The following is a 16,762-nucleotide window of genomic DNA, read 5'->3' on the forward strand; positions in this document are numbered from 1 at the left end:
CACAATCCTGATCAGCGTTTGAATCGACTCTGCGTCTATTCTGCGACCGACATCGGTTCCGGGGCCGCCACCTTCGCAGGCGTGATCGCAGGTCCACAAGTCTTCACAGCCCTGACATGATTTGGCCGCCCGCCGGCTCTTGCATCACGGTGATGACGACCATGCAGGAGCGAACATCATGACCGCCCGTAACCGGCGTCACCGTCGCTTGGGCGGATCGCTGCAGGTCGCAACGCTCATGGCCGTGCTGGCGTGGCCCGTTCTCGCAGCCTCGACAGAAACCCTTGCCGTGCAGGGCAATCGCCGCGTCGACGTCGAGACCATCCGCTCCTATTTTCATCCCGACGCCAACGGCCGCTACGACAACGTGGCACTCGATGCCGGCCTGAAGGCCCTGGTCGCAACCGGACTCTTCGAGGACGTCAAAATCAGCCGTGCCGACGGCCGGATCGTCATCCGGCTGTCGGAGGCAAAAGTGCTCGATCGGGTCGCCTTCGAAGGTAACAAGAAGGTGAAGGACGCCGACCTCACCAGCGCCGTGCTGTCGAAGCCGCGAGCGGGTCTGCAGCGCGCGACCGTCCAGGGCGATGTCGCCCGCATTCTCCAAGCCTATCATCGCGTCGGACGCGATGATGTCCGTGTCATCCCCGAAATCATCGATCGCGGCAATGACCGCGTCGATCTGATCTTCACGATCACCGAAGGCAAGAAGACGCCGGTGCGAGCGATCAGCTTCGTCGGCAACACCGCCTATGGCGCCAGGCAATTGCGCGCTGTGATGAAGACATCGGTCTCCACCGTGCTGAGCTTCGTGACCGGCGGGGACGCCTACGACGCCGACCGGGTGAATGAGGATCGCGAGCTGCTGCGGCAATACTACCGCAATCACGGCTATGCCGATGCCGAGGTAACGAATGTCAGCGTGGAGTTCGACCGCGCATCCAACGGATTCAACCTGAGCTTCACCATCGACGAGGGCACGCTCTACAGGTTTGGGAGGATCGACCTCTCCTGCAATGTGCAGGGGCTCGCCTGCGAGCGTCTGCGCCCGCTGCTGCTGACGCAGCAGGGCGAGATTTTCGACCAGAGCAAGCTCGACAAGACCGCGGAGGCACTGACCACCGAACTCGGCAAGCTCGGCTTGCCGTTTACGCAGGTCGAGCCGCGGGTCAATCGCAACGCGCGAGGCGGCATCGCCGAGGTCAGCTTCCAGATCGAGCCGGGGCAGCGCATCTATGTCGAGCGCATCGAGATCCACGGCAACAAGACGACGCGCGATGACGTCATCCGCCGCGAGTTCGATTTCGGTGAAGGCGACGCCTACAACAGGACCCTGGTCGATCGCGCCGAGCGACGCCTGCGCAACCTCAACTACTTCAAGACCGTCAAGATCACGACGAGCCCCGGCTCGGCACGGGATCGCGTGGTGCTCGACGTCGAGGCCATCGACCAGCAGACCGGCGACTTCAATGTCTCCGGCGGCTACTCATCGACGGACGGCCTGCTCGCCGAGGTCAAGATCGGCGATCGCAACGTGCTCGGCACCGGCAATACGGCGCAGGCGGCGTTCACCTATGGCCAGTTTGCGCGCGGCGCCAATCTGTCCTTCACCTCGCCCTTTGCGCTCGGCCGGACGACGCCCGGCGTCGAGTTGTTCGCGCGGCAGAGCATGGTCAGCAACTTCCAGTCGTTCGGCAGCAACAGCTATGGCGGCGCCCTCACGCTCGGGCTGCCCGTGAACGAGCAGACTGCGATGTTGTGGCGCTACTCGCTCTATGACCAGAAGGTCGTGCTCGCGCCCGGGCTGTCGCCGGCGCAAGTGTCTGTGCCGGTCCGGCAGGCGGTCGCGGCGGGACGGCAGACCGTGTCCCAGATCGGCAACACCGTCACCTACAGCACGCTCGACAACAACAAGCTGCCGACCAGCGGCATCCGCTCGCAACTGAGCCAGGATCTAGCCGGTCTGGGCGGCGACGTTCGCTTTCTCCGGACCACGGCCGACGTTCGCTACTACCGTTCCATCAACAGCGATCTCACCGCGATGGTCCGTGGCCAGGGCGGCTACATCACCGGATGGGGTGGTCAGCAGGCGCCGCTGCTCAACAGCTTCTTCGGAGGTCCCACGATGGTACGCGGCTTCGCTCCCGGAGGATTCGGCCCCCGCGACCTCACGCCGGGATCGACAATGGACAATGTCGGCGGCAGTTTCTATTGGGCGACCACCGCGGAGCTGCAGAGCAACATTCCAGGCCTGCCGCAGGAATATGGCTTGCGCGCATCGGCCTTCGTCGATGCCGGCACCGTGTTCGGCTATCGCGGACCGACGCAGAACGTCCAGGTCGCGAACAAGAACGTCCTGCGCTCCTCCGTCGGAGTCGGCATGACCTGGGCCTCGCCATTCGGCCCGCTGACCGTCGATTATGCCGTCCCGATCAGCAAGGCCGCCTATGACGTCGTGCAACCGTTCCGCTTCAGCGCCGGCGGCTTCTAAGCTCCGCACGACCTCTGCTCACGGCTGCGCGGCCGTGATCCGATCCGGTCCGCCTCAATAGGGTTGATAATAGTAGTGAACGCGCGGCCCGTAATACGGGTGGCCGTAGTACGGGTGGCCATAATACGGCCGCGGCGCATAATAGACCGGTGGCGGTCCGTAATAGCCGGGTCCGGCGTAGTAGCCCGGCCCATAGTAATAGTCATCATCATGCTGATGCGCGGCGATCGCGCCGATCGTCCCGATCATGGCGCCCATGATGGCGAGACCGGCAGCCGGATTGCCGCGATAGACGCGGCGATACCGCCGACGAGCGCTGAGATCTGTCACATCAGAGACAGAGACCTTCACGATCGCCTGCTTGCCGGCCGGGGCGGCTGCGCGCGCGAGAGACGGAGCAGGCGCGCATGTTGCACCGACGAATAACGCAGCTGCGGCAAGCGTGATCTTGGCGCTGGATGAACCGTAGAGACTTTGACTGCTGATCATGGCATCCCCCTCGCTTCGTCCGTCCCTGTTACAACAGGCCCGGCCAAGCCGCTTGACCTGCGTCAACGCCAAATTTCGACCGGCTACGTGTATCGGCTCCGAACAGGCCTCGCTCCGCCCTGCTTTAGACGTCCGCCTCGGCAACGGGTTCAACGGTGATCGTCAGCATTTTTTCCCGAACCGGCTGACCGGCAGCAGAAACCAATGCGTGCGCACTGACCGACACGACGAAGGCGAACAGGAGCTTCCATGACTTCAGCACTGACACGCACGATGTTTGGCGCGCTTGCGCTGCTCGCGTTATCGAGCGCGGTGGCGCGCGCCGGGGACGGCCGGACGTCGCTGTTCAAGGTCGTCACGGTCAAGGACGAGATCGTCATCGGTCTCGACAGCGACGAGATGGCAGCGATCGGCGGCAGCGATGCCAGTGCAGTTGCGCACGCTTTGGCACATAAGGGCGATCTCACGGCGTGGCAGTACAACGTCCACCGCGGACCGAATGGCGAGCTGCAGATGACGCCGTCGGCCAAGATCGGCCTGCTGTCACATGCGTCGCTGCGCGTCGAACCCTACGCCACGACCTATACCGTGACGCCGCATCCTTGAGCCAGACGGTGTACCGACGCCGTCGTGCTGTTGGCACGACGGCGATCAGGCCGGGCGTCAGGTCCGCACGGGATCTTCGGGTCGCAGCCGCTGATGATGCTTGCCGGCCACGCGGTCGGTGGCAAAGCCGTACACGACGGCCAGCCGGTCCAGGCATTCCTTGAAGCGGCGGGCGAAATAGTCGTTCCAGCGCTGGCTGGCGAAACCCCGCTTGTGACCGACCTGCTCCATCGTCAGCCCCTGCACCAGGACATCATGGGTGATCGCCGCCCCGTCAGCCCCGAGCTCGCGCTCGGCCCGGTTCAGCCGCAGCACGGCCTGCCGCTGGCCTTCGGTGACCGGCTCACGGCCGCGCGCGCCGTCGACATGTTCGCGCGACGGATCGATGGCCTGCGGTCCCCGCTCGGCCCGCTCCCAATCGTGCTGGAAAGCCCGTCCGGCCCGGAATTGGGCGTCGTCGAGCTGCTTATGCGCATGCAGCCGGCCGAGCGGATCGCTGCGAACCGATCGCAGCGCGACGATCTTTTCGCCCGGCTCGAGCGCCAGCGGATCGTCGATCTCCACCGGGATCACATCCGCATTGAGCGGCAGATCGTGAGCTCTGCGGTCATGGGTTTTGGGCATGCGATGGGGCTTGCTGCGTCTGGGGCGCGCCATGTCTCGTCTCCGGAAAATGGATGGGGTCAGGTCGGGTCGGGCTTGCCGCGATTTACGCGGCCGCGACCAGCCGCAGGATCAAAGGGCCGGCGGGGCGCACCACGGTCTCCTCGGGCGGAAGCCGTGTGAGATGGTAATGCGGCGTGCAATAGCAGGAGCCGGGCTGGCGCGGATGGCCGCAGAAGGTGATCGGATCGCCGTCGCGCTCGCCGCCATAGGGATAGTGGCAGTCGTTGGCTTCGAGCCGATCGAGCGACAGCAGCCGCGGGCTGATGCCGACGCAGCGCAGCTGCACCGGCGCCGCAGGCTTGGACGGCGCCGGGATCGGCCGCGCCATCGCCGCCTCGGCGCTTCGCCGCCCGGTTCGGATCGCCGCGGACATCGGCCGGGGGGCGGACCGAGCAGCTTTCGGGCCGCCCGGCGTGACCAGCCCGATCCGCTTGCCGCGGCCGAGCGTCGCGTTCCGCGTATAGGCGGTTCCGAATTGCGCATTGAGGGCCCGCGCGATCTCCGCATAGGAGCGCCCCTGGGCATGGAGCTCGCACAGCATCTTGGAATGTTGGTCTGGCCAATCGGTGGATTGCATTCTCGCCTCTTTCTTCTGGGTCGGGGCGGCCGGACCGGCCGGCTGCACCCGACGGCCAAATCTTCCGATATTCCGAAGAAAAAGTCAAGCTTGAATTCTGATAATGCGAAACATATACTGCTTTCCGAGATTCGCAAAAGGGGTCAAAGCCATGTTGGACGTCGCCATGATCGAGCGTGCACTCGAGAAGCCGGGAAAGACCAAGGGAGGGTTGGCACGCGCCATGGGCGTGCGCCCCGGCGCGGTCTCCGAGATCCTCGGCGGCCAGCGCCTGATCAAGGCGGCCGAAATCCCGCTGATCACGGAGTATCTCGAGCTGAACTCCGTCCCGATCATGGGACGGGTCGGCGCCGGCTCGGTGATCGAGCCGGATTACGAGCAGGTCCCGCTCGAGGGCCTGGGCGAGGTCGCCCTGCCCTTCCCGATCTCCGAGGAGACGGTCGCCTTCGAGGTGATGGGTGATTCGATGCTGCCGAAATATGAGAGCGGCGACGTCATCGTCGTCTATCGCGAGCAGCGCCACCCGCTGTCGAGCTTCTACGGCGAGGAGGCGGTGGTGCGGCTGAAGTCCGGCGAGCGCTACCTCAAGACGATCGAGCGCGGCAAGTCGCCGTCCGTGGTCAATTTGAAGAGCTTCAACGCCAAGCCGATCGTCGGCGTCAAGCTGGACTGGATCGGCGAGATCTTCGTCACCCTGCCGCGCGGCCAGATCTCGCGCATCCGGGCCAAGGCGGCGGCGAAGTCGCGCGCCCGCGCGGCGAACAAGTAAGGCTCGAGGCGGACGCGGGGAGCGCCAAGGCGCTCCCCGCCGGCGCTACCTGCGCATGGTTCGAATCGGCCTTGACAAATTTCCGATTTACAGAAATAATGCTGCGATCACAGTCAGCCGAAGGCGAACTGGCGCTCCATGCAGTATTTCGTCGTGATGATCGACTACGGCCGCCGCGGACGCGAGGCCGTGGTCGATCCCGAATTGACCCGGCGGGATGTCCTCGCCCGCATCGTGTCGGGCGAGTATTCCAATATCAGCTTCATCCACGAGATCGTCGGCCAATCCGTCGCCGACATCACTGCGGACCTCATGTCCGAGGCGGCGGTCCCGGAGATCGACGGCCAGGGAACGGACCTGCAGGCCTTGCGGTTCGATCACCTGCGTGATCTCCGCAAGCACGAGCCGGCCGGCTGACGGGCCTGGGCTGACGGACGGCCCTGCATGCGCGGCCGACCGCCAGACAGACTTCCGCACTCGTTCAGACCAGCAGGACCGTGGAACCGGTGGTCTTGCGCGCTGCCAGATCGGCGTGAGCCCTTGCCGCCTCCTTGAGCGGATAGGTCTGGTTGACCTCGATCTTCACGGCGCCCGACTTCACCACGTCGAACAGCTCATTGGCCATCGCGACCAGGCTCTCGCGCCTGGCTGCGTAAGTGAACAGCGTCGGCCGGGTGACGAACAGCGAGCCCTTCTGCGCAAGCAGGCCGAGATTGAGCGGATCGACCGTGCCTGAGGACTGCCCGAACAACACCGCATAGCCGAGCGGCGCCAGGCAATCGAGCGACTTCAGGAAGGTGTCCTTGCCGACGGAGTCATAGACCACCGGCACCTTCTTGCCGCCGGTGATCTCGTTCACGCGCGCAACGAAGTCCTCGCGGCTGTAGACGATGGTATGCTCACAACCGTGCGCCTTGGCCAGTTGCGCCTTGTCGTCGCTGGACACCGTGCCGATGACCGTGACTCCGAGATGCTTGGCCCATTGGCTGAGGATCAGGCCGACGCCGCCGGCGGCGGCATGCAGCAGGATGGTCTCGCCCGCCTTGACGCGGTAGGTCTGCCGGATCAGGTACTGCGCCGTCAGGCCCTTGAGCATCATCGCGGCCGCGGTCTTGTCATCGATCTCATCGGGCAGCTTCAGCAGCAGCGCGGCCGGCATCAGCCGCGCCTCGGAATAGGCGCCGAGCGGCGACGAGCCATAGGCGACGCGGTCGCCGACCTTCAGGTCCGTGACCCCTTCGCCCAGTTCCTCGACCACGCCGGCCCCCTCGCTGCCCAGGCCGCTCGGAAGCTGCACCGGGTAGAGGCCCGACCGGTTGTAGATGTCGATGAAATTGAGGCCGACCGCGGTGTGGCGAATGCGCGCCTCGCCGGGCCCTGGCTTGCCGACCTCGACCTGTTCCCAAGCGAGGACCTCGGGGCCGCCGGTTTTGTGAAAGCGAATGGCGTTCGTCATCTCTTGCTCATCCTCCCTGCTGGAGCCTGAGGTCGCACCGTTCTGCCGCGGCTATTCTGCCTGTTTCGGCACCGTCGTCCATCGGGCGACCGACCCGGCTCATTTGGTAGCCGCTGATCTCTCCTGTTGGCAACCGCCTTCGATGCGGCCTCGAGAGCTCAGGCCTCTCGCCAGGAACCACGTCCGCCGTTGCTGCGTTCAACGGCGAACGTCAAGGACCAGTCCGATGCCGCCCAAGAAACGCAGCGCCGTGGTCACCTCGGCTATCCTGGTCGAACTCGCCTGTCACACGATCATGGGCACCGCCCTGGGGCTCGGCTTGGCATTTGCCCTGACGCAGGTCGACGCGTTCGGCATCTCGGCCCTGATCGCCCATAGCCTCGATCCGCACATGACGTTCACCGTCTTCGTTAGCACCTTCACCCTCGCCTTCGCGGTCGGCGCGACCCTGACGGGCTTCGTGTTCACGATGATGCAAGAGAGGTAGGTCAGACGGATTTGACGGCGGGCGGCGGGTCTGCATCACGCCAGCCTCACTCACCAGTCTCCCGTCCCAATACGCAGATCCGCGCCGAGCATTGTCACATGCCCGTCGTGCAAAGCTTGCAGATGAGCGGCATTCGGATCGCGTGGAGACGAGGATGCCCGCACCATCCCGTACGATTGCTCCGCTGTCCCGGGCTGCGGACGGCAAACCATGCCGTCGCCTCACGTCGCAGCCCGAGGCGCTGACAAGAATGCGGCCATGACGAGCGGCTGGCTCGCACTTCTCGCCGCAGGCCTGCTCGAGATCGTCTGGGCGCTCGGGCTCAAGCATTCCGACGGCCTGACACGCTTCTGGCCGAGTCTCGGAACCGTTGTCGCGATCCTGCTCAGCTTTGCGATGATGTCGCTCGCCTTGCGGTCACTGCCGTTCGGCACCGCCTACGCAGTCTGGACGGGGATTGGCGCTGCCGGAAGCATTGTCGTCGGCATGTGGCTGTACAGCGAGCCGGCTGATCCGGTTCGACTGCTCTGCCTGACCCTGATCATTGCCGGCATGGTGGGGCTGAAGCTGAACTCGCCGGTCTGACCGCCCGGCCCTCCCGCCAGCTGCGGCGAAGCTCGATGCCTCCGAACAACGCCAGCGACAACACGAACGGGATCAGGTGATAAAGGATGCGGAACATCAGCAGTGCCGCGAGCAGCTTATCCTGATCATCGCCGCCGAGCCCGAGCATGATCGTGGCATCGAACAGCCCGATGCCGGCCGGCGCGTGACTGGCAAAACCGAGCAGCGTTGCGGCAATGAACACCGCCATCAGCCGCGCAACATCGATACCGAGCTCGGCTGGTATCAGCACATACATCGCGAGCGCCGCGGTGCTGAGATCGAACAACCCGATCAGGATCTGCAGCAACACCGTCGGCCCTGATGGCAGGCGCAACCGCCAACGGTGGCTGCGCCGTCCGGGCCAGCTCCAGATGACAAACACGAGAATGCCGCACAGCAGCGCCGCCGCGATCAGCCTGTTGAGCGTCGGAGGCCAATACTCCACCCAGCCGAACGCATCGGGATCGATCATCAAACTGAGACCGAGCGCGGTCAGATTGCCGAGCCAGAACGTCAAGCCGGTGAGGACGCTGATCTTGGCGATGTCGAGCGCGCGGAGCTTGTAAGGCGCGTAGACTCGATAGCGAACCAGCGGCGAGATCAACGCGACCGCGCCGATACCATGAGCGATCGGATAGCTCGTGAAGCTGCCAAGGGCCGCGGCACGACATGGGATGTCCTTGCGCCCGATCGTGCGGAGAGCAAAGAGATCATAGAATGTCAGGCCGCCATAGGAGAGCGCGATCAACACCAACGCAAGAGCGATGAGCTTCGGATCGGTCGCTTCTGCGGTTACGATCACATGACCGACATCGAGCCTCTTGACGGCACGGGCGAGCACCGCGATCGCGATCCCCGCAATCACGAGGCTCATCGTCAATCCCGCCAGACCGCGCAGCCAGGCCCTTCGATTCAGCTGCGGTGGCAGATCTTCGTTCAGCACGGCCATTCAAGGGATCTTCGCGCCGAAGCGACAAGCGCCGGCTGATTCGAGCGGGATCATGGCGCCGTTTGACACGCTGATGTGACAGCTACGTTACCGATCGATCTCGCTACGCCAATCTTAAGACGTTGTTAACCACCAGCAACTCGCATGCTGCGCCGCCCATCACATGTCGACGCTGCATCGCACATTGCGGATCATTCAAATTTGAATTAATCGCTGCGCCCTTCGCGCGTAATGAGTGAGCCGTATCACTACGGATGCACAGCGGTCGCATCTTCGTCACGCTGTCTTCCTAAGACGTGTGAGCCACAACAAAGCTTCGAGGCAACATGAACGCGGAATTCGATCACGAGCTCACGCCGGATCAGTGGGAGACGCTCAAGGCGCTCCGCGGTCCCGTGCGCGAAGGCCGTCGGCCGAACGGCTTCATCGTCGAACAACTCGTTGCGCTTGGGCTCGCCGTCATCAACGACGGCGCAGCGCAGATCACGCCCGATGGACGGAAGGTCCTCATTCGCGGCTCATCACGCCTGCTCGACGTCGCGGCCTGATCGGCTGCGGCTGTCACTCGTATCCGGGCGGACGACCGCAGTTCGGCCTTCACCACATCGACTTCCGCGCACGCTCGGGCCATTCGCGATCGTACTCGTCGCCATCGACGGCATTGGCCGTCATAGCGGCGAGGATCTGCCCAGGGGATGGAATCTCCTGGCAATCGACGCGCTTGTCGGGGTTCCAGAGATCGGCACGCACGATCGCGCGGGCGCACTGGAAATAGATCTCGTCGATCGTCATGACGAGCGCTGTGCGCGGCAATTTGCCTTCCATGCGGAATGATTCGAGCAGCTCCGCATCTGTCGACAACTGACCTCGGCCATTGACGCGCAGTGTGTTGCCCGATCCCGGAATCAGGAACAACAAACCGATCCGCGGGTCGCGCACGATGTTGCGCAGTGAATCGACGCGATTATTGCCTCGGCGATCGGGCATCATCAGCGTCTTGTCGTCATGGATGCGGACGAAGCCTGGAAGATCCCCGCGCGGCGAACAATCAAGTCCTTCCGGACCTGATGTCGCCAGCGCGACGAACGGCGACTTTTCGATCATCACGCGATAATGCGGGGTCACCCGATCGGCGACTTTCGCCGTCGACGTCAGCCCGGTCTCGCCGTAGATCGCCTCGAGTTGCTCAATCGTGCTGATGATCGACATCGGTGCCAACTCCTCTCGCCGCGGCCATGGCTCTGCCGTCCGATCCCTTGATCACCTCGATCAGCCTGCGCCCATTGGTCGCGGGGTCGCCGACATTGTTGATCGTGACGTCTGCGGTCACCGTCTCGTTGCTGACGGTCCGGTGCAGCCGTTCGCCGATGTCGGTATCGCTCGGACGATGCCGCTTGCCGAGACGCTCCGCGAGAACCTCCGCCGGCGCAGTGATGTTCACGACGGCGACATCGGCGTAGTCGCGCCGCGCCGACGGAATGACCGTTCGCGACACGTTGACGACGACGGTGCGACCGGCGGCGATGTCGTCCCTGATCTTGCGCAATACGCCATAGCGATGCCCATGCGCATCCCAATGCAGCGCGAATGCGCCGGCCGCGAGAGCGTCGCGAAACGCGGCCTCGCTCATTTCCAGATTGTCCTCGAACGCCGAGGCCTCGCGGGTCACGACCCGCTGCGGAAACACGATGCGGTCGTCGCCGGCGCATTCGCTCCGGGCCAGGTTGAGCAGCGTGTCCTTGCCCGCGCCGCTCGGCCCGACCACGAGCACCAGCCGCCCGGGCCCCAATCGCATGTGCTGATCATCCGAGCCAGTCGACGCTGCGTTCATGCCACCCGCAGCCCTTCCCGCCAGACGCTGCGCACGACGGCGTGATCCCCGGCGACGTGAACGCGGATCAGGTCCGCGCGCTTGCCTGCTGCGATTTCACCGCGGTCATGCAGCCCGACCGCGTCAGCCGGTGCCTTGGTGACGGTCCGAACCGCGGCAGCGAGATCGATGGCCGGCACGCGCTTCGGCAGCTGCAACGCCCCCATCAGCAGACTCGAGGGCACGTAGTCCGATGAGAGAATATCGAGCAGCCCTTCACGCGCGAGATCCACGGCGGCAATGTTTCCCGAATGCGAGCCACCGCGGACCACGTTGGGCGCGCCCATCAGGATGCTGATGCCAGCCCCGTGCAGCCCTCGCGCGGCTTCCATGGTGGTCGGAAACTCGGCGACGGCGATGCCGTCCTTGATAGCATCTGCGACGTTCTCGTCGGTGGTGTCGTCATGGCTGGCGAGCGGCACGTCATGAGTCTTGGCCAGCGCGACGATGTCCCGCATGTTCGCCGCTGCATAGGCCTGCTGATAGGCGAAGCGCCGCGCGAACATGACGTCGAGCTCCGCATCGGTCTTGCCGCCGCTCTTGCCGCGGTAATAGTCGCGAAGCTTGCCCTCGTCGCGAAACTGGCGCTGGCCCGGCGTGTGGTCCATCAGCGACATCAGACGGACGTCGGAGCGGCCCGCCAGCTGCTTTGCCTCCTCGACCACCGTCGGCATCGGCACCTCGCAGCGCAGATGCAGGAAGTGATCGGCGCGCAGCAAACGCGCGTCGCGCGCCCGCGCGATCGCATCGGCGAGCACATTGGCCTGGCCGTCGACACCTTCAGCCCCCTCCTCGCTCCAGACACGCAGCGAATCCAGAACCGTCGTGATGCCCGCCGTCGCGAGCTGCCCGTCATAGGAAATGACCGCGGCGACCGGATCCCAATAGACTTTCGGCCGCGGCACGAAATGCGCCTCGAGGTGGTCGGTGTGCAGTTCGATGAGCCCCGGCATCAGCAGATCACCGCCGGCGTCATGACTACCGGCAGGCGCCGCGCCCTCGCCGATCTCTTCGATCCGGCCTCCGGCCATCGCCACCCAGCCCTGCTCGATCACCCGGTCCGCGAGGACCAGCCGGGCGTTGCCTATCACGGTGTCGGACATGTTCGCGCTCATCTGCTCCTCTGCCTTCTACGCCGCCGCTGCGAACGTCGTCACATCGACCGTACGGTCTGCGATCTGCTCACGGATATCATCGTCATGCACGATCGCAATCATCGCGACACCGGCCTTCTTTTTCGCCGCGATCAGATCGACCACCACCGCCCGGTTCGCCGCGTCCAACGAGGCCGTCGGCTCGTCGAGCAGCAGGATCGGGAGGTCGGAGATGAAGCCGCGCGCGATGTTGACGCGTTGCTGCTCGCCGCCGGAGAATGTCGAAGGTGGCAAGGACCACAGCCGCTCCGGAATGTTCAGCCGTGCGAGCAAAGCCCCGGCGCGCAGGCGCGCCTCCTCACGCGCCACACCCGCCGCGAGCAGCGGCTCGGCCACCACGTCGAGCGCGGCCACGCGCGGCACTGCGCGCAGGAACTGGCTGACATAGCCGATGGTCTGCCGCCGCGCATTGAGCACCAGACGCGGCTCGGCGCCGGCGAGATCAGTCATCTCGCCCTGGTGACGGACGCTGATCCGACCTCCATCACAGCGATAGTTGCCGAAGATCATCTTCAGGATCGACGATTTGCCCGCACCCGACGGCCCGGACAGCACGACGCACTCGCCGGCAGCGACCTGGAACGAGACGCCCTGCACCACCGGCAGCGTGATGCCGCCCTGCAGATGCATGGTGAACGTCTTCCTGGCATTCTCAACGTTGAGCATCACGGTCATTGCTTTGGGCTCATGGCGGCAGGATCGAGGACACGAGGAGCTGTGTGTAGGGCTCGCGCGGATCGTCGAGCACCTGGTCGGTCAGGCCGGTCTCGATCACCCGCCCCTCCTTCATGACCATCACACGATGGGACAACAGCCGCGCCACGGCAAGATCATGCGTGACCACGATCGCGGCGAGGCCGAGCTCGTTGACGAGGCTGCGCATCAGATCGAGCAGCCGCGCCTGCACGGAGACGTCGAGTCCGCCGGTCGGCTCGTCCATGAACACCAGCCGCGGCTCGGTCACCAGATTGCGCGCGATCTGCAGCCGCTGCCGCATGCCGCCGGAATAGGTCCGCGGCGCGTCGTCGATCCGGGCGATGTCGATCTCGACGCGCTCGAGCCAGGACGACGCGGTCTGCCGGATACGACCGTAGTTGTTCCAGCCGACCGCCATCAGCCGCTCGCCGACATTGGCGCCGGCGGAGACCGCCATGCGCAGCCCTTGCGCCGGATCCTGGTGCACATAGCCCCAGTCGGTGCGGAACAGGAAGCGCCGCTCGGCCTCGCCGAGCTGAGCGAGATCACGCAGCACGCCATCGCGCATCCGGTACGAGACGCGGCCGCCGCTCGGGGCGAGCTGGGCCGAGAGCATCTGCAGCAGCGTCGATTTGCCCGAGCCGGATTCACCGACGATGGCCAGCACCTCGCCGGGATAGAGCGCGAAGGACACGTCGCGGCAGGCCGCCAGCCGGCCGTAGCTCTTGGTCAGCCCGTCGGCGACGAGCAGCGGCTGATCCGATGGACCGGTCACCTCAACCATGGGCGGCCTCCTTGTGCGGGGCGACGCTCTCGGTGCCGCGATGTCCGGCCGCCTGGCGGCCCTCGCAATAGTCGGTGTCGGAGCAGACGAACATGCGGCTGCCCTTGTTGTCGGTCACGATCTCGTCGAGATAGGAATCCTCTGCGCCGCACAGCGCGCAAGGCGCATCGAACTTGTAGCGCGTGAAGGGATGGTCCTCGAAATCAAGCGACACCACCGACGTATAGGGCGGAATGGCGTAGATGCGCTTCTCGCGTCCGGCACCGAACAATTGCAGCGCCGGGCAATTGTCCATCTTGGGATTGTCGAACTTCGGCGTCGGCGACGGGTCCATCACGTAGCGGGCATTGACCTTGACGGGATAGGCATAGGACGTGGCGATATGGCCGAAGCGCGCAATGTCCTCGTACAGCTTGACGTGCATCAGCCCGTATTCGGCCAGCGCATGCATGCGGCGCGTCTCGGTCTCGCGCGGCTCGAGAAACCGCAGCGGCTCCGGGATGGGGACTTGATAGACCAGCACCTGGCCCGCGCGCAGCGGCGCCTCGGGAATACGGTGGCGGGTCTGGATCACGGTCGCCGCGTCCGTCGAGGTCGTGGTCTCGACGCCCGCCGTCTTGGCGAAGAACTTGCGGATCGAGATCGCATTGGTGGTGTCGTCCGAGCCCTGGTCGATCACCTTGAGCACGTCCTTGGGACCAAGGATGGCCGCGGTGACCTGCACGCCGCCGGTGCCCCAGCCATAGGGCATCGGCATCTCGCGGCTCGCGAACGGCACCTGATAGCCGGGGATCGCAATCGCCTTGAGGATCGCGCGGCGGATCATCCGCTTGGTCTGCTCGTCGAGATAGGCGAAATTGTAGGTCGGCGCGTTCATTCCGCAGCCTCCTTCAGCGCGGGGGCGGCATTGGCTTCGGCGAACTCCTGGCGCAGCTTGCGCAGCAGGCCGAGCTCGGACTGGAAGTCGACATAATGCGGCAGCTTCAGATGCTCGACGAAGCCCGTCGCCTGGACGTTGTCGGAATGCGACATCACGAATTCCTCGTCCTGCGCCGGCGCGATCAAATCCTCGCCAAGCTCGCGTGCGCGCAGCGCGCGATCGACCAGGGCCATCGACATCGTCTTGCGCTCGCTCTGGCCGAACGCGAGGCCGTAGCCGCGCGTGAAGCATGGCGGCTCGGTTGCGGAGCCCTTGAACTGATTGACCATCTGGCATTCGGTCAATTCGATCGATCCGAGCGGCACCGCGAAGCCGATCTCCTCGGCAACGAACTCGACCTCGACCTCGCCGAAGCGGATCTCGCCGGCGAACGGATGATTGCGGCCATAGCCGCGCTGGGTCGAATAGCCGAGCGCCAGCAAGAACCCCTCGTCGCCACGCGCCAGATTCTGCAGTCGCAGATCACGGCCCGCAGGGAAGCTCAGCGGATCGCGCGTGAGGTCGCCGACTGGCGCATCGGTCTCCGCTGCAGGAGACGGCTCGATCAACCCATCCCGCCCGAGAATGTCGGTCACGCGCGGCATCGGGACGTCGGACGTCTCGGCAAGAGCCGGGGCTTCCGGATCTCCGCCCTGCGCCAGACCAGGATCGAGCAGCCGATGCGTGTAGTCGAAGGTCGGGCCCAGCACCTGCCCGCCGGGAATGTCCTTGAAGGTCGACGAGACCCGCCGCTGCACGCGCATCGCGCCGGTGTCGACCGGCTCAGTCGTGCCGAAGCGCGGCAGGGTCGCGCGGAAGGCGCGCACCAGGAAGATCGCCTCGATCAGATCCCCCCGCGCCTGCTTGATGGCGAGCGCGGCCAGCTCGCGGTCATACAGCGAGCCCTCGCTCATGACGCGATCGACCGCCAACCCCAGCTGCTCGGAGATTTGCGACAGCGACAGTTCCGGCACGTCCCGGTCACCCCGGCGCTCATGCGCGAGCAGCCGGTGCGCATTCTCGATGGCGCGCTCGCCACCCTTCACCGCCACATACATGCGTCAAACTCCCGATGATGCGAGGCGCGTGGTGCGCGGGATGGCGACAAGGGAGCGACCGTCGACCAGGATGACGTCGAGGCCGCGCGGAAACAGCGCCTCATTGATCGACAGCCGCGCGAACAGATCGGCCGGCGCGAGCGAGGCCGTCAGCGCCGTCATGCCGTCAATGCCCGGGCCACGCAGATGAAAAGTCTGTCCTGCAGTCAGGCTCGGCACCTGTAAGATCAGGGTCGTCGAGCGATCAGGATATTCCGGGGTTCCAAGCGCGAATGAGGCGAGGTCGGGCAGCGTGGCCGGCTCCGCGATCAGCGCAAAGCTTGCCGCGTCCGACCGTCCGACGATCGGCGCGCCGGTATGAAACTTCAGCCATGCGCCGACATCCGGCGCGCGTAAGAAAGCCTCATCGAGCCAGAGCGGCGTCTCCTGATCGAGCAATGTGAGCGCGATGGCGGCAACTCCCGGCATCATCGATGACGGGCCACCGACCTCATCGCCGACCACCATCACCTGCCCAGGACGCGCCATCGCCTCCATCACGGTGCGGAACGTCGATTGTGCCGACAACACCTTGTCGGCGAAACCAGGCTGCAGCTCGATCGTCATCGGCGCCATCACCCTTCTCCCCGCACCATGGTGTAGAAGTCCACCCGCGTGGCGGCGGCCTCGGCCGCGCTCTGCTCGCGCCCGGCCTGCACCTGCGCGCGCAGCGGCGCAACGACCTTGGCCTCGATTGCCTGGGCGTGCTCGGGCGATTGCAGCAGCGCATCGCACAGCGCGATCAGCCGGGCCTTGTCGCTGTCGCGGCCGAGCACATAGCCGAACCCGACCTCTCCACTGTCAAGCCGGACGGCCGCGCGAGACACGGTCGCCTCGCCGAGATTGAACGGCGCGCCGTCCCCACCGATCCTGCCGCGCACCATGACGAGCCCGCTCTCGGCGGCTCGGAGCTCCCGATGCGACGGCACCTCCAGTTCGGCCATTCGCGCCCCGATCTCAGCCGAGGGGACATGCGCCAATACGCGCATCGCACCCTTCCGCCTCTCCTGCAACGCCATCTCGCCGCTCATCACTGTCCCGATCTTGCCCGGCTCAAGTTGTCTATGATAATAGACAACTTGATAAGAGGACGCCATGACTGTTTGATGACATGGCCGTGATTTTCGGTGGGAGCTGGTTGGAGCC

Annotated in this window: 21 protein-coding genes; 7 read left to right on the forward strand and 14 right to left on the reverse strand. The window is 65.1% G+C overall.

The annotated features are described in order from the left end of the window. The first annotated feature begins 178 nt into the window (after nt 1-178). Nucleotides 179-2,491 carry an outer membrane protein assembly factor BamA gene (gene bamA, locus NLR35_RS22010; RefSeq protein WP_257168620.1) on the forward strand — a complete coding sequence of 771 codons (2,313 nt, stop codon included), beginning with the start codon at nt 179-181 and terminating at the stop codon, nt 2,489-2,491. 54 nt (nt 2,492-2,545) lie between these two features. Here bamA and NLR35_RS22015 read toward each other — a convergent pair whose 3' ends face one another. Further along, nucleotides 2,546-2,980, reverse strand: a complete 435-nt coding sequence (locus NLR35_RS22015; RefSeq protein WP_257168621.1) for a hypothetical protein — start codon at nt 2,978-2,980, stop codon at nt 2,546-2,548. Nucleotides 2,981-3,229: 249 nt separating this feature from the next. Between NLR35_RS22015 and NLR35_RS22020 the strand changes: the two genes are divergently transcribed. Continuing rightward, nucleotides 3,230-3,586 (forward strand): hypothetical protein, encoded by a 357-nt coding sequence (locus NLR35_RS22020; RefSeq protein WP_257168622.1) that lies wholly within the window; start codon nt 3,230-3,232, stop codon nt 3,584-3,586. A gap of 57 nt (nt 3,587-3,643) precedes the next feature. Here NLR35_RS22020 and NLR35_RS22025 read toward each other — a convergent pair whose 3' ends face one another. Both NLR35_RS22025 and NLR35_RS22030 read right to left on the reverse strand, forming a co-directional pair. Beyond that, nucleotides 3,644-4,243, reverse strand: coding sequence for a DUF6456 domain-containing protein (locus tag NLR35_RS22025; protein ID WP_257168623.1), 600 nt, complete (start codon nt 4,241-4,243; stop codon nt 3,644-3,646). Between the two features lie 52 nt (nt 4,244-4,295). Continuing rightward, a complete protein-coding gene (locus NLR35_RS22030; protein ID WP_257168624.1) occupies nt 4,296-4,829 on the reverse strand; it encodes a GcrA family cell cycle regulator in 534 nt (177 codons plus the stop codon). Nucleotides 4,830-4,980: 151 nt separating this feature from the next. Here NLR35_RS22030 and NLR35_RS22035 point away from each other — a divergent pair, with 151 nt between their 5' ends. Both NLR35_RS22035 and NLR35_RS22040 read left to right on the forward strand, forming a co-directional pair. Beyond that, nucleotides 4,981-5,598 (forward strand): helix-turn-helix transcriptional regulator, encoded by a 618-nt coding sequence (locus NLR35_RS22035; protein WP_257168625.1) that lies wholly within the window; start codon nt 4,981-4,983, stop codon nt 5,596-5,598. 138 nt (nt 5,599-5,736) lie between these two features. Beyond that, nucleotides 5,737-6,015 (forward strand): hypothetical protein, encoded by a 279-nt coding sequence (locus NLR35_RS22040; RefSeq protein WP_257168626.1) that lies wholly within the window; start codon nt 5,737-5,739, stop codon nt 6,013-6,015. 64 nt (nt 6,016-6,079) lie between these two features. On the opposite strand, the gene NLR35_RS22045 is transcribed toward NLR35_RS22040, so the two are convergent. Beyond that, on the reverse strand, nt 6,080-7,054 hold the full coding sequence (locus NLR35_RS22045) for a quinone oxidoreductase (RefSeq protein WP_257168627.1): 975 nt from the start codon (nt 7,052-7,054) through the stop codon (nt 6,080-6,082). A 226-nt stretch (nt 7,055-7,280) separates the two neighbouring features. On the opposite strand from NLR35_RS22045, the gene NLR35_RS22050 reads away from it, so the two are divergent. After that, nucleotides 7,281-7,541 carry a hypothetical protein gene (locus NLR35_RS22050; RefSeq protein ID WP_257168628.1) on the forward strand — a complete coding sequence of 87 codons (261 nt, stop codon included), beginning with the start codon at nt 7,281-7,283 and terminating at the stop codon, nt 7,539-7,541. A 258-nt stretch (nt 7,542-7,799) separates the two neighbouring features. Then, nucleotides 7,800-8,126 (forward strand): multidrug efflux SMR transporter, encoded by a 327-nt coding sequence (locus NLR35_RS22055; RefSeq protein WP_257168629.1) that lies wholly within the window; start codon nt 7,800-7,802, stop codon nt 8,124-8,126. On the opposite strand, the gene NLR35_RS22060 is transcribed toward NLR35_RS22055, so the two are convergent. Further along, a complete protein-coding gene (locus NLR35_RS22060) occupies nt 8,083-9,096 on the reverse strand; it encodes a YbhN family protein (RefSeq protein WP_257168630.1) in 1,014 nt (337 codons plus the stop codon). The two genes, NLR35_RS22055 and NLR35_RS22060, sit on opposite strands and share 44 nt — an antisense overlap. A gap of 326 nt (nt 9,097-9,422) precedes the next feature. Between NLR35_RS22060 and NLR35_RS22065 the strand changes: the two genes are divergently transcribed. After that, a complete protein-coding gene (locus tag NLR35_RS22065; protein ID WP_257168631.1) occupies nt 9,423-9,644 on the forward strand; it encodes a hypothetical protein in 222 nt (73 codons plus the stop codon). A gap of 49 nt (nt 9,645-9,693) precedes the next feature. Here the strand turns inward: NLR35_RS22065 and NLR35_RS22070 are convergent, their stop codons facing one another. Genes NLR35_RS22070 through phnG form a run of 9 tightly spaced genes read right to left on the reverse strand, consistent with a single transcriptional unit; the run spans nt 9,694 to nt 16,647 of the window. Beyond that, complete coding sequence (locus tag NLR35_RS22070) at nt 9,694-10,305, reverse strand: pyridoxamine 5'-phosphate oxidase family protein (protein WP_257168632.1); 612 nt, start codon at nt 10,303-10,305, stop codon at nt 9,694-9,696. After that, nucleotides 10,283-10,927, reverse strand: a complete 645-nt coding sequence (phnN, locus tag NLR35_RS22075; RefSeq protein WP_257168633.1) for a phosphonate metabolism protein/1,5-bisphosphokinase (PRPP-forming) PhnN — start codon at nt 10,925-10,927, stop codon at nt 10,283-10,285. The genes NLR35_RS22070 and phnN overlap by 23 nt, the downstream gene beginning before the upstream one ends. Beyond that, entirely contained in the window at nt 10,924-12,081 is a 1,158-nt protein-coding gene (locus NLR35_RS22080) for an alpha-D-ribose 1-methylphosphonate 5-triphosphate diphosphatase (RefSeq protein ID WP_257168634.1), read from the reverse strand. The genes phnN and NLR35_RS22080 overlap by 4 nt, the downstream gene beginning before the upstream one ends. A gap of 15 nt (nt 12,082-12,096) precedes the next feature. Next, on the reverse strand, nt 12,097-12,795 hold the full coding sequence (gene phnL / locus NLR35_RS22085) for a phosphonate C-P lyase system protein PhnL (protein WP_257168635.1): 699 nt from the start codon (nt 12,793-12,795) through the stop codon (nt 12,097-12,099). Nucleotides 12,796-12,805: 10 nt separating this feature from the next. Then, on the reverse strand, nt 12,806-13,600 hold the full coding sequence (phnK, locus tag NLR35_RS22090; protein ID WP_257168636.1) for a phosphonate C-P lyase system protein PhnK: 795 nt from the start codon (nt 13,598-13,600) through the stop codon (nt 12,806-12,808). Continuing rightward, nucleotides 13,593-14,477, reverse strand: coding sequence for an alpha-D-ribose 1-methylphosphonate 5-phosphate C-P-lyase PhnJ (locus NLR35_RS22095; RefSeq protein ID WP_257168637.1), 885 nt, complete (start codon nt 14,475-14,477; stop codon nt 13,593-13,595). Before NLR35_RS22095 ends, phnK begins: the two co-directional genes overlap by 8 nt. After that, nucleotides 14,474-15,577 (reverse strand): carbon-phosphorus lyase complex subunit PhnI, encoded by a 1,104-nt coding sequence (locus NLR35_RS22100; protein WP_257168638.1) that lies wholly within the window; start codon nt 15,575-15,577, stop codon nt 14,474-14,476. Before NLR35_RS22100 ends, NLR35_RS22095 begins: the two co-directional genes overlap by 4 nt. Before the next feature lie 3 nt (nt 15,578-15,580). Next, nucleotides 15,581-16,192, reverse strand: a complete 612-nt coding sequence (gene phnH, locus NLR35_RS22105; protein WP_257168639.1) for a phosphonate C-P lyase system protein PhnH — start codon at nt 16,190-16,192, stop codon at nt 15,581-15,583. Continuing rightward, on the reverse strand, nt 16,192-16,647 hold the full coding sequence (gene phnG / locus NLR35_RS22110; protein WP_257168640.1) for a phosphonate C-P lyase system protein PhnG: 456 nt from the start codon (nt 16,645-16,647) through the stop codon (nt 16,192-16,194). Before phnG ends, phnH begins: the two co-directional genes overlap by 1 nt. Nucleotides 16,648-16,762: the final 115 nt, after the last annotated feature.

The sequence above is a fragment of the Bradyrhizobium sp. SRS-191 genome, assembly GCF_024586915.1.
Taxonomy (GTDB): Bacteria; Pseudomonadota; Alphaproteobacteria; order Rhizobiales; family Xanthobacteraceae; genus Bradyrhizobium.